This is a genomic window from Pseudomonas sp. SWRI179 (assembly GCF_014268705.1).
Classification (GTDB): Bacteria; Pseudomonadota; Gammaproteobacteria; order Pseudomonadales; family Pseudomonadaceae; genus Aquipseudomonas; species Aquipseudomonas zanjanensis.
In genome coordinates this window covers 34,759-47,228 of the sequence record NZ_JABWRA010000034.1, presented here as the reverse complement: position 1 = coordinate 47,228, position 12,470 = coordinate 34,759, and the positions used below count along the sequence as shown (strand labels likewise).

The window sequence follows — 12,470 nt, the reverse complement described above, 5'->3', positions numbered from 1 at the left end:
ACTCCCGCTCTTTTTTCCGGAGCGACGTCATGTCCCTGCCTAGCCTGCGCCTCAAAGCCAACGCCGACCGTCGCCTGCGCGCCGGCCACCTGTGGGTCTACAGCAACGAAATCGATGTAGCCGCCACGCCCCTGCACGGCTTCAAGGCCGGCGACCAGGCCATCCTCGAAGCCGCCGGCGGCAAGCCGTTGGGCATCGTTGCGATGAGCCCCAACAACCTGATCTGCGCCCGGCTGCTGTCTCGTGACGTGAAGCTGCCGCTGGACAAATCCCTGCTGGTGCATCGCCTCAACGTGGCGTTGTCCCTGCGCGAGCGGCTGTTCGACAAGCCGTTCTATCGCCTGGTCTACGGCGACTCCGACCTGCTGCCAGGCCTGGTGGTCGACCGCTTCGGCGACATCCTGGTGGTGCAGATCGCCTCGGCCACCATGGAAGCCCACAAGGACGACGTGATCGCCGCCCTGACTCAAGTGCTCAAGCCCAGCGGCATCCTGTTCAAGAACGACTCCGCCGCCCGTGACGCCGAAGGCCTGAACCGCTACGTCGAGACCGTGTTCGGCCTGGTGCCGGAATGGGTCGCCCTGGAAGAGAACGGCGTGAAGTTCGAAGCGCCAGTCATGGAAGGCCAGAAAACCGGCTGGTTCTACGACCACCGCATGAACCGCGCACGCCTGGCCCCGTACGCCAAGGGCAAGCGCGTGCTGGACCTGTTCAGCTACATCGGCGGATGGGGCGTGCAAGCCGCGGCGTTCGGCGCCAGTGAGGTGTTCTGCGTCGATGCCTCGGCCTTCGCCCTCGACGGTGTCGAGCGCAACGCCGCGCTGAACGGCTTCGCCGAGAAACTGACCTGCATCGAAGGCGACGTCTTCGAAGCCCTGAAGGAACTCAAGGCCAGCGAAGAGCGTTTCGACGTGATCGTCGCCGACCCACCGGCCTTCATCAAGCGCAAGAAAGACCTGAAGAATGGCGAAGGCGCCTATCGCCGCCTCAACGAGCAAGCCATGCGCCTGCTCAGCAAGGACGGCATCCTGGTCAGCGCATCGTGCTCGATGCACCTGCCCGAAGACGACCTGCAAAATATCCTGCTGACCAGCGCCCGTCACCTGGACCGCAACATCCAACTGCTCGAACGCGGCGGCCAGGGGCCCGACCACCCGGTACACCCGGCCATCGCCGAAACCCGCTACATCAAGAGCATCACCTGCCGGTTGCTACCCAACAGCTGAAGCAGGGCGGGGCCAGTGCCGTAGCGCTGCGCCCCGCACACTCGAATTGCATGCTGATCGCGGCCTTGGCTGCGATTTTTTTCGCGCCTGAATAAGTTTGTAGGAGAACCCCCACGCAATTACCAGAACCGTCCTACTCAATCTCCCCGTGACTGGCGGACATGACGCATTAGGATTGAAAGCTCCCCTCGGGTAAGCCTTGGAGCGCCTCATGACTGATCCGCAAAACCGCCTGGCGGCCCGTAAACCGGCCACCGTCGGCTTGTTGCTGACGCTGACGCTGCTCGGCGTCTTTCCAATCGATGTCGTGCTGCCCTCGTTCCCCGCCCTGTCTGAGCATTTTGAACGCCCATCGTCGGACATTGCCCTGTCCGTCAGCCTGTTCGCGGTGGGTATCGCCCTTTCGCAACTGCTCGTCGGTCCGCTTTCCGACGTCATGGGGCGCAAAAACCTGCTGTTGATCGGAATCACCGTTTCCGCCGTTGGCGCAGCAGGTTGCGTGGTTGCAGACGGTTATTGGTCTTTTTTGGGGTTCCGGATTGTCCAGGCTTTGGGGTGTGGTTTTTTTGTGTTGTCCCAAGCGCTGATCCAAGACCTGTTCACCGGCCAGGAACAGCAGCGACTGCGGATCTTCCTGGTCACCTGCGGCGGGATTTTCATTTCCGTTTCGCCCCTGGCCGGCACCGGGCTGCAAAGCTGGATGGGCTGGCGTGGCAGTTTCCTGGTGTTCATCGCCCTGGCCATCGCTGCTTTCATCACTGCCAGTCGTTTACTTCAACACCCTGCGGCAGGCAACCCACCCAAGCGCCTGGATTTCATCGCCGCCTATGGAAAGGTCTGCGGCGACTTCAGCTTCATGGCTTATTGGCTAACCTCGGCGCTGGCTTTTTCCTGCCATTTTTCGTTCATCGTCATTTCACCGCTGGTCCTGATCGACCAGTTGCACCTCTCCCCCGAAGCTTTTTCGTTGGCGCTGCTGGGCTATGGGCTGGCCTATATCGGCGGGGGCGCGGTAGCGTCCGTGCTGAGCCATCGAATCGATCCCCAAGCACAGATCATCGTGGGCCTGGGCCTGATCCTCGCCGCAGGCCTGCTGATGCTGGGGCTCGCCAATCACCTGGGCTTGTCAGTCACCACGCTGTTGCTGCCCATGATCGTCTGCACCACCGGAACGACCATCGCCCGCGCGGCCGCCCACACCCAAGCCATGAATCGATTCCCCGGGCAGGCCGGCACATCCGCTTCGGCCGGCAGCGTGCTGATCTTCATCGTCGGCGGGCTGACCAGCGCCGCGATCAGCCTCACCCCGCTGGACTTACAGCTGGCCCTGGCCCTCTGCCTGATCCTGCTCAGCCTGCTGGGGCTGGCACTCAATGCCCTGGTCCGGCTGCGCGATAGGGTGTTGTTAGCCGGCTGAACCCTGCCAGTCGTCATCCCGCGCACGACATTGGCGTCCGATCAGCGCTTTGCGTCATTTCATCCTGGCGCCAGCGGTGTAGAATCGTGGCATTCATCGCCATTCATCCCCGGCGGGTTTATGAGCTCATGCCGAGGCGCGCAGCGATCCTGCAAAGTCATCGGCCACTTCCGGACACACGGCCAAACCCGGGTGTTCCAGACGTCGACAGAAGCTCACTCCCATTGATACCTGATAAGTACCTGATTAGCCGCCCGGAGTGCTCCATGCCTGATTACCGCTCGAAAACATCCACCCATGGCCGCAACATGGCCGGCGCCCGTGCCTTGTGGCGCGCCACGGGGATGAAGGATGACGACTTCAAGAAGCCGATCATCGCCATTGCCAACTCCTTCACCCAGTTCGTACCGGGCCACGTGCACCTCAAGGACCTCGGCCAACTGGTTGCCCGGGAAATCGAACGCGTCGGCGGCGTTGCCAAGGAATTCAACACCATCGCCGTGGACGACGGCATCGCCATGGGCCACGACGGCATGCTTTATTCGCTGCCGAGCCGCGAGATCATCGCCGACTCCGTCGAATACATGGTCAACGCCCACTGCGCCGACGCCATCGTGTGCATTTCCAACTGCGACAAGATCACCCCCGGCATGCTTATGGCCGCCCTGCGCCTGAACATCCCGGTGATCTTCGTCTCCGGCGGTCCGATGGAAGCCGGCAAGACCAAGCTCGCCAGCCACGGCCTGGACCTGGTCGACGCCATGGTGATCGCCGCCGACTCCAGCGCTTCTGACGAGAAGGTTGCCGAGTATGAGCGCAGCGCTTGCCCGACTTGCGGTTCGTGCTCCGGCATGTTCACCGCCAACTCGATGAACTGCCTGACCGAAGCCCTGGGCCTGGCCCTGCCGGGCAACGGTTCGACCCTGGCCACCCACAGCGACCGCGAACAGTTGTTCCTGCAGGCCGGCCGGACCATCGTCGAGCTGTGCAAGCGCTACTACGGCGAGAACGACGAGTCGGTGTTGCCGCGCAACATCGCCAACTTCAAGGCGTTCGAAAACGCCATGACCCTGGACATCGCCATGGGCGGTTCCACCAACACCATCCTGCACTTGCTGGCCGCGGCCCAGGAAGCCGAGATCGATTTCGACCTGCGCGACATCGACCGCCTGTCCCGTCACGTACCGCAGCTGTGCAAGGTCGCGCCGAACATCCAGAAGTACCACATGGAAGACGTGCACCGTGCCGGCGGGATCTTCAGCATCCTCGGCTCCCTGGCCCGTGGCGGCCTGTTGCATACCGACCTGCCGACCGTGCACAGCAAGACCATGGCCGAGGCCATCGCCAAGTGGGACATCACCCAGACCACCGACGAGGCCGTGCATCACTTCTTCAAGGCCGGCCCGGCGGGCATCCCGACGCAAACCGCGTTCAGCCAGTCGACCCGCTGGGAAACCCTGGACGACGACCGTGAAAACGGCTGCATCCGCAGCGTCGAACACGCTTACTCCCAGGAAGGCGGCCTGGCCGTGCTGTACGGCAACATCGCCCTGGACGGCTGCGTGGTGAAAACCGCCGGCGTCGACGAGTCGATCCATGTGTTCGAAGGCAACGCGAAGATTTTCGAAAGCCAGGACAGCGCCGTGCGCGGCATCCTCGCCGACGAAGTGAAGGCCGGCGACATCGTGATCATTCGCTACGAAGGCCCGAAAGGCGGCCCGGGCATGCAGGAAATGCTCTACCCGACGTCCTACCTGAAATCCAAGGGCCTGGGCAAAGCCTGCGCCTTGCTGACCGATGGCCGCTTCTCCGGCGGCACCTCGGGCCTGTCCATCGGCCACGCTTCGCCGGAAGCGGCGGCGGGCGGCGCCATCGGCCTGGTGCGCGATGGCGACAAGGTCCTGATCGACATTCCGAACCGCTCGATCAACCTGTTGATCAGCGACGAAGAACTGGCCGGGCGCCGCATCGAACAGGACAACAAGGGCTGGAAACCGGTGGAAGTGCGTCCGCGCAAAGTCACTACGGCCCTCAAGGCCTACGCCCTGCTCGCCACCAGCGCCGACAAGGGCGCGGTGCGTAACAAGGCGATGCTTGACGGCCTGTAAGCGCTGCCCATAAAAAAGCCCCGCCAAGTGCGGGGCATTTTTTTGGGCTTCAGTTCGACCCTTTGAGCCAAGTCATCTTTCGTGGCGAGGGAGCTTGCTCCCGCTGGGTCGCGAAGCGGCCCCAAAAATTCGTCCCTCACCTCAATGCGTGGGCTGACTTTAGGGCTGCTACGCAGCCCAGCGGGAGCAAGCTCCCTCGCCACAGGGTTCCTTGGTATCCCTGTGGGACGGGGGTTTATTGGATGTCTTCAGGCTTGACGATCACCCAGTTCTTGTCCGCCGTCACTGGCAGTCCTTCCTTGGCTTGGGCCGCGGCGTGCTTGGCCATCATGCCGTTGATCTGGGTCATGTACTTGTCCTTGCGGTTGACCCACAGGTGAATCCCGCCCTTGGCCACGTCCACGTCGTGGAACAGCATGTAGCCGTCACTGGTCGGTGTGTCACCCGCCACCAGCACCGGTTTTTTCCATTCGTCGATGTACGTCAGGATCGCCGCGTGCTTGCCGGCCATCCAGGTTGCCGGGGTCCACAGGTACGGCGTGTATTCCAGGCCAAGGTTGGCTTTCTCGTCATATTTGCCCGCGGTGATCTGCTTGCGGGCGGTGGTCAGCTCGCCGGTCTTGCGGTCCTTGAGCAGCGTGGTCACGCCGATCACGTTCTGCGGCTTGAGGTTGTAGCCGTATTTCGGGTCCGCGGCGACCATGCGCACCAGTTCTTCGGAAGCGGCGGTCATGACATAGACCTCGATGCCGTTTTCCATCAGTTTGTTGTACAGCTCGGCCTGGCCGGTGAAGATCTTCGGTGGATTGACGTTGTACTGGACCACCTTGTCGCCATCGTAATAAGTGGTCGGCACCGGCTTGCCGGACGCCATCAGCTCATCGACGTAGCCCTTGAGCTCCTTGAGCGTGAAGCCCGAGAACACCTGGGCCACCCACGGGTAACAGACCATGTCGTCCACTTCGCACAAACGGTAGTAATAGCTGAACAGGCTTTCCTTATGGTCGGCCGTGTCCTTGAACGGCATCAACTTCAAGGACGGGTCGAGGGTTTCCCGGGTGATGAGGCCCTTGTTCTCCATGAACGGCAGCAACGATTCCTCAAGGTCGTAGCGGTAACTGGTGTTGTCCATGTCGAACACCGCGTAGTTACCCTTGTTGGCGTTGGCGGCGATCATCGCGTCCAAGGCCTTGGCCTGCTCCGCTGGCCAGTGCTTGAGTTCGGTGGCAAGTGCCTGGCCGACGAGGCCAAGACTCAAGGCGACAGCGAGAAAACGAGGTGCGAGTTTCATCGGCATTTCTCCCGGGTTCAAAGAACTCGACGCTAACAAATGCGTGTGACAGTCCTCGCCCAGCCGCGACCGCTTGCGTCCTGATCACGCCAGCGACGTACCCGCAAACGCCAAGTCCTTATTCCATAAACGACAATCAACATGCCTTTTTAGTATTAATTCATTAGATATCAGGCTGTTAGGCTTCCCGGCTCACAGTCGCGGCCTCGGGCGACTGGCACGTCTTATCGGAGTCTCTTTTGATGAATCTGCCGCTGATCCTCAACTTGCTGGTGTTCCTCGCCTTGCTGTTCGGCCTGGCGCAAACCCGTCACCGCACCTGGAGCCTGGCCAAGAAAGTGCTGCTGGCGCTGGTATTGGGCGTGGTGTTCGGTATCGCCCTGCACACGATTTATGGCACCGGCAATCCGGTGCTCAAGGCCTCGATCGGCTGGTTCGACCTGGTGGGCAACGGCTACGTGCAGTTGCTGCAGATGATCGTGATCCCACTGGTCTTCGCCTCGATCCTCAGCGCCGTGGCCCGCCTGCATAACGCCTCGTCCCTGGGCAAGATCAGCTTCCTGACCATTGGCACGCTGCTGTTCACCACCGCCATCGCCGCGCTGATCGGCATTGGCCTGACCAACCTGTTCGGCCTCACCGCCGAAGGCCTGGTGGCCGGCACCCAGGAGCTGGCGCGCCTGCAAGTGATCCAGAGCGACTACGCCGGCAAGGTCGCCGACCTGAACATCCCGCAACTGCTGCTTTCGTTCATTCCGCAGAACCCTTTTGCCGACCTGGCGCGAGCCAAGCCGACGTCGATCATCAGCGTGGTGATCTTCGCCGCGTTCCTCGGTGTCGCGGCGTTGCAGTTGCTCAAGGATGACGTGGAGAAAGGCCAGAAAGTGATCAACGCGATCGACACCCTGCAAAGCTGGGTGACGCGCCTGGTGCGCCTGGTGATGAAGCTGACGCCATACGGTGTGTTGGCGTTGATGACCAAGGTGGTGGCCGGTTCCAACCTGCAGGACATCATCAAGCTCGGCAGCTTTGTCGTGGTTTCGTACCTCGGGCTGGGCCTGATGTTCGTGGTTCATGGCCTACTGGTGTCCGCTGCAGGCATCAACCCATTGCGCTTCTTCCGCAAGATCTGGCCAGTGTTGACCTTCGCTTTCACCAGCCGCTCCAGCGCGGCCACCATCCCGTTGAGCATCGAAGCCCAGACCAGCCGCCTCGGCATTCCCCGGGCGATTGCCAGCTTCAGCGCCTCGTTCGGCGCCACCATCGGCCAGAACGGTTGTGCCGGCCTTTACCCGGCCATGCTGGCGGTGATGGTCGCACCGACCGTGGGCATCAACCCGCTGGACCCGGTGTGGATCGCAACACTGGTGGCGATCGTGACGTTGAGTTCGGCCGGGGTGGCCGGGGTCGGAGGCGGCGCGACGTTCGCCGCGCTGATCGTGCTGCCGGCCATGGGCTTGCCGGTGTCGCTGGTGGCTTTGCTGATTTCCGTCGAACCGCTGATCGACATGGGGCGTACGGCGTTGAACGTCAGCGGCTCGATCACCGCCGGGGCGATTACCAGCCAGGTGATGCAGCAGACGGACAAGGCGTTGCTTGATGCCCAGGAGCATGGGGAGTTGGTGCACGCTTGATGGGTGGCGCCTGATCAATCGCCTTCGCGAGCAAGCCCGCTCCCACAGTTAACCGAGTTGTGCCAGGAAAAATCGGTCGACTGTGGGAGCGGGCTTGCTCGCGAAGCTTTTGCTTTAAAGCTTTTCCCACACCTCAAAGCTATAGGCCGGCTTGTCGCCTTCAGCCGGGTTCGGCTGGTTCGAGACCCGTTTCCACTGGCTCGGATCGAACTCAGGAAACCACGCATCTCCCTCAGGGCTCAGCGCCACGCGGGTCAGGTACAGTCGATCCGCCTGTTCCAGGGCCTGGGCATAGAGCTGGGCGCCGCCGATCAACATCAATTCGTCGATACCCTGCTCCAGCGCCCAGGCCTCGGCCCGCGCCACGGCGGCTTCCAAGGTGGAAAACACCTCGGCACCTTCCAGCACCAGACCCGGCTGGCGACTGACGACGATGTTCAGCCGCCCCGGCAGCGGTCGACCGAGGGAGTCCCAGGTCTTGCGCCCCATGATGATCGGCTTGCCCAAGGTGGTGGCCTTGAAGTATTTGAAATCCCCCGGCAGGTGCCAGGGCATGCTGTTGTCGACGCCGATCACACGGTTTTCACCGAGGGCTGCGATCAGGCTTAGGGGGAGAGTTTTGTTCATGGCCGCGAGGATACCAGAGGCCCGGCGTACCCCGACAGGCATCACAGCGGTTATGCTCAACCCTCATTCGAGCAACGGAAGCCCCCGTGACAGTACTGCAGAACCTCTGGTTGACCGAGACGATCCGCCTGCGTGAAGAGCACGCCGGCCCGCTCCAAGACCAGGAAGCCAATCGCCTGGCCCGTGCGTCAGGCGGCGATCTATCCGCCCGCATCCATCAGCGCGCCCGTTGGCTGGCCGAGCGCGATGGCCTCACGCAAGCCCTGCGCCATTGGCTGCAAGGGGCGCGCCTGGCGCTGATTGCCTTGGCGCTGCTCGCCGTCCTCAGCGGCGCCGGCCTCGGGTTGGCCGCCCTCGGTGACGGCCAGGCACCGGTCAATGTGTTCTGGGCCTTGGGCAGCCTGTTGGGGTTGAATCTGGTGCTGCTCATCGGTTGGGTCCTGGGCCTGGTCTTCGCCGGTGAGCAAGGTGCCGCACTGGGACGCCTGTGGCTGTGGCTCAGCGAAAAACTCGCCCGCGACGCCAAGGCCGCCCAACTGGCGCCGGCCCTGCTGCTGTTGCTGCAACGGCACAAACTCAGTCGCTGGGCCCTCGGTGTGTTGGTCAATGGCCTGTGGCTGCTGGCGATGCTCAGCGCGCTGGTCATCGTCCTGCTGCTGATGGCGACCCGGCGCTATGGCTTCGTCTGGGAAACCACCCTGCTGGGCAGCGAAACCTTCGTCGCCATGACCCAGGCCCTCGGCACGCTGCCGGCACTGCTGGGCTTCAGCGTGCCGACCGAGGACATGATCCGCGCCAGTGGCGACGCCGCGCTGGACATCGAAAGTGCCCGCCAGGCCTGGGCCGCCTGGCTGGTCGGCGTGCTGCTGGTCTATGGCCTGCTGCCGCGCCTGGGCCTGGCGTTGCTGTGCCTGTGGCGCTGGCGACGCGGTCGCGCCACGCTGCGCCTGGATTTGAACCTGCCGGGCTACGCACAGCTACGTGAGCGCCTAATGCCCAGCAGCGAACGCCTGGGCGTCAACGACGCCGCTCCCGCGCACTTGCATCGAGTCGAAAGTGCCGTCAGTGCGATGGACAGCGACGGCGCGCTGTTGGTGGCGATCGAACTGGACGATCGGCCCTGGCCGCCCAAGCTGCCCGAAACCGTGAAGAGCGCCGGCATCCTCGACAGCCGCGAGTCACGCCACAAACTCCTCGAACAGCTGTCGCGTTTTCCACCGGCACGCCTGGCGATTGCCTGCGACCCACGTCGCTCGCCGGACCGTGGCAGCCTGGCGCTGATCGCCGAGTTGGCCCGCAGCGCCAGCGTCACCCGCGTCTGGCTGTTGCAGGCGCCGCCCGGCGAAGCGCTGGACGCCGAGCGCCTGGGGGACTGGCACAGCGCGTTGCAACAGTTGCAGTTGCCGTTCGCCGATTGCATGCCCTTGAACTGGCTGGAGAGCGGCCATGACTGACCCCGTGAAGCCGCTGAAACTGGCCGTGGTCGGCCACACCAACGTGGGCAAGACCTCGTTGCTGCGGACCTTGACCCGCGACGTCGGCTTCGGCGAGGTGTCCCACCGCCCAAGCACCACCCGGCATGTCGAGGGTGCGCGCCTGTCGGTGGACGGTGAAGCGTTGCTGGAGCTGTACGACACGCCGGGCCTGGAAGACGCCATCGCCCTGCTCGATTACCTCGAGCGCCTGGAGCGTCCTGGCGAACGCCTCGACGGCCCGGCGCGCCTGGCTCGTTTCCTCGAGGGTAGCGAGGCGCGACAACGCTTCGAACAGGAAGCCAAGGTGCTGCGGCAATTGCTCGCCAGCGACGCCGGTTTGTATGTGATCGATGCCCGGGAACCGGTGCTGGCCAAGTACCGCGATGAATTGGAAGCCCTCGCCAGTTGTGGCAAACCGCTGCTGCCGGTGTTGAATTTCGTCAGCAGCGCCCAGCATCGTGAACCCGACTGGCGCGAAGCCCTGGCGCGATTGGGGTTGCACGCCCTGGTGCGCTTTGACAGCGTCGCCCCGCCCGAGGACGGCGAGCGACGCCTGTATGAAAGCCTCGCGTTGTTGCTGGAAGGCGCCCGTGGGCAACTGGAGCGACTGGTCGCCGACCAGCAGGCCCAACGCCTGGCCCGCCAGCAGAGCGCGGCGCGCTTGATCGCCGAACTGCTGATCGACTGCGCCGCCTGCCGACGCAGCGTCGCCAGCGATACCGAACTGGAACGCCAGGCCATTGGCGAATTGCGCAACGCGGTACGTCAACGCGAACAGCGTTGTGTCGAAGCCCTGCTCCAGCTCTACGCGTTCCGCCCCCAGGACGCCGCCGCCGGCGACCTGCCGCTGCTCGACGGGCGCTGGGGCGATGACCTGTTCAACCCCGAAACCCTCAAGCAATTGGGTGTACGCGTCGGCGGCGGGATCGCGGCGGGCGCGGCGGCCGGTGCCGGGGTGGACTTGCTGGTAGGTGGCCTGACCCTCGGCGCCGCCGCCCTGGCCGGGGCGATTGTCGGCGGCACCCTGCAAACCGCCCGCAGCTACGGCAACCGGCTGATGGGCAAACTCAAGGGGCAGCGGGAACTGACGGTCGACGACAGCGTGCTGCGCCTGCTGGCCCTGCGCCAAGGACAGTTGCTGCAAGCCCTCAACCTGCGCGGCCACGCGGCGCTGGACAGCATCCGCATCGCCACGCCCCAGGACAAGACTTGGCGCGAGGGCAAGCTGCCCGAAGCCCTGAACAAGGCGCGGGCGCATCCGCAATGGTCATCGCTCAACCCCCAGCCGCGGCTGAGCCAGGCGGAGCGGCAGGAGCAGATCGAGCAGTTGGCCGAGCAGCTCTGAGCGACACAAGGTTCTGGCCAAGTACCCTTTGGCAGTACACAAAACCTGTGGCGAGGGAGCTTGCTCCCGCTGGGCTGCGAAGCGGCCCCAAAATGCCGGAACGCGGTTGGCCTGACACACCGGGGTGTCAGGTTTCAGGACCGCTTCGCGGCCCAGCGGGAGCAAGCTCCCTCGCCACAAAAGCGGTCAGCCAGAAGTTATTCGTGGCTCAAGGCCTTCAGGGCCGCCGACGCTTCAGGCAGTTCCAGCTCACTGAACACTTGTACGCCATGGCGCTTGAGCAACGCCGCCGTCACCCCTTCGCCGCTGACCTTCACACCGCTGAACGTCCCGTCATAGGTCAGCAGGTTGCCGCACGACGGGCTGTTGGCCTTGAGCACCGCGATGCGGATGCCGTGTACTCGCACCTGCTCCAGCGCTTGATACGCGCCTGACAGAAATTGCGCGCTCACCTCTTCGCCGTCAGTGGTGATCACCGCGGCCTGACCGTCAAGCACTTGCCCGCCCTGCCCCCCTGGAATCTCCGCCGCCGCACGCGGGGTGGGCAAGCCGCCAGCGACTTCCGGGCACAGCGGTACGACCCGGCCTTGGTCGAGCCATTGCTGGAGTTGATCGAACGGGCCGCTGGCACCGCCGTCGTAGCGCACGCGATGGCCAAGGAGGCAGCGGCTGACCAGGATCTTTTCCATATTCAGAACAACTCGTTGCCGCGACGGCGGAACCAACCGGTCAAGGACAGGCGATCCCGGGTGGCCGGCAGCACTTCGTGAGGGATGTCCCCCGACAGGAACACCACCAGGCAACCGCCGACGGGCACCACGTCACGCTCCACGCCGTCCTCCAGGTACATGCGCAACTGGCCGCCGTGTTCCGGCAACCAATCGTCGTTGAGATAAAGCACCGCCGACACCATCCGCCGGTCGTCGTCGCGAAAGCGGTCGACATGCTTGAGGTAGAACGCGCCGGGTGGATACAGGGCAAAATGACTTTCGAAGTCTTCCAGACCCAAGAACAGCCCGCGATTCATCGCCTCGCGCAGGCTGTCCATCAATGTCAGGTATTGATCGCAGGCTTGCGCCTGGCCGGGCTCGATCCACTGAATGCGATCACCCCGGATCCCTTCGCGAATCTCCGAGAACGGCCCGCGTCCGACCGCCGCCGGGGCCAGCTCACCCTCGGCGGCACGCTGGCGGCATTCGGCCGCCAGGGCACGGGTCAGCGCGTCCGGCAGGAAGAGGTTCTGCTGCGACCAGCCGCGCTCGGCCAGGTCGTCGACGATACGTAACAGCAGCGGGTGATCAGAAGGTATTTGCATGGCGCGCATAGTATGCCGGCGCCTGCAAAACC

At 63.8% G+C, this 12,470-nt stretch carries 10 protein-coding genes; 6 read left to right on the top strand and 4 right to left on the bottom strand.

What is annotated here, in order from left to right; all coding sequences use genetic code 11:
• The first annotated feature begins 29 nt into the window (after positions 1-29).
• The 3 genes from HU767_RS19100 to ilvD all read left to right on the top strand — a co-directional run bounded on the left by HU767_RS19100 (position 30) and on the right by ilvD (position 4,751).
• On the top strand, positions 30-1,226 hold the full coding sequence (locus tag HU767_RS19100) for a class I SAM-dependent rRNA methyltransferase (RefSeq protein WP_003206543.1): 1,197 nt from the start codon (positions 30-32) through the stop codon (positions 1,224-1,226).
• Positions 1,227-1,437: 211 nt separating this feature from the next.
• The gene (locus HU767_RS19095; protein ID WP_186730229.1) at positions 1,438-2,643 is read left to right on the top strand and encodes an MFS transporter; all 1,206 of its coding nucleotides are present in this window, start codon (positions 1,438-1,440) and stop codon (positions 2,641-2,643) included.
• 266 nt (positions 2,644-2,909) lie between these two features.
• A complete protein-coding gene (gene ilvD / locus HU767_RS19090) occupies positions 2,910-4,751 on the top strand; it encodes a dihydroxy-acid dehydratase (RefSeq protein WP_186707549.1) in 1,842 nt (613 codons plus the stop codon).
• Positions 4,752-4,986: 235 nt separating this feature from the next.
• On the opposite strand, the gene HU767_RS19085 is transcribed toward ilvD, so the two are convergent.
• Positions 4,987-6,042: a haloacid dehalogenase-like hydrolase gene (locus HU767_RS19085; RefSeq protein ID WP_186730228.1), complete on the bottom strand. Its 1,056-nt coding sequence runs from the start codon at positions 6,040-6,042 to the stop codon at positions 4,987-4,989.
• 242 nt (positions 6,043-6,284) lie between these two features.
• On the opposite strand from HU767_RS19085, the gene HU767_RS19080 reads away from it, so the two are divergent.
• Positions 6,285-7,676 carry an L-cystine transporter gene (locus HU767_RS19080; RefSeq protein WP_186730227.1) on the top strand — a complete coding sequence of 464 codons (1,392 nt, stop codon included), beginning with the start codon at positions 6,285-6,287 and terminating at the stop codon, positions 7,674-7,676.
• Between the two features lie 114 nt (positions 7,677-7,790).
• Here HU767_RS19080 and HU767_RS19075 read toward each other — a convergent pair whose 3' ends face one another.
• Positions 7,791-8,303 (bottom strand): dihydrofolate reductase, encoded by a 513-nt coding sequence (locus HU767_RS19075; RefSeq protein WP_186730226.1) that lies wholly within the window; start codon positions 8,301-8,303, stop codon positions 7,791-7,793.
• An 86-nt stretch (positions 8,304-8,389) separates the two neighbouring features.
• Between HU767_RS19075 and HU767_RS19070 the strand changes: the two genes are divergently transcribed.
• Complete coding sequence (locus HU767_RS19070; protein ID WP_186730225.1) at positions 8,390-9,757, top strand: DUF2868 domain-containing protein; 1,368 nt, start codon at positions 8,390-8,392, stop codon at positions 9,755-9,757.
• Positions 9,750-11,123: a GTPase/DUF3482 domain-containing protein gene (locus HU767_RS19065; protein WP_186730224.1), complete on the top strand. Its 1,374-nt coding sequence runs from the start codon at positions 9,750-9,752 to the stop codon at positions 11,121-11,123. Before HU767_RS19070 ends, HU767_RS19065 begins: the two co-directional genes overlap by 8 nt.
• A gap of 197 nt (positions 11,124-11,320) precedes the next feature.
• On the opposite strand, the gene HU767_RS19060 is transcribed toward HU767_RS19065, so the two are convergent.
• Both HU767_RS19060 and HU767_RS19055 read right to left on the bottom strand, forming a co-directional pair.
• The gene (locus tag HU767_RS19060; RefSeq protein WP_186730223.1) at positions 11,321-11,812 is read right to left on the bottom strand and encodes a DUF523 domain-containing protein; all 492 of its coding nucleotides are present in this window, start codon (positions 11,810-11,812) and stop codon (positions 11,321-11,323) included.
• Positions 11,813-11,814: 2 nt separating this feature from the next.
• Entirely contained in the window at positions 11,815-12,447 is a 633-nt protein-coding gene (locus HU767_RS19055; protein WP_186730222.1) for a 2OG-Fe(II) oxygenase, read from the bottom strand.
• Positions 12,448-12,470: the final 23 nt, after the last annotated feature.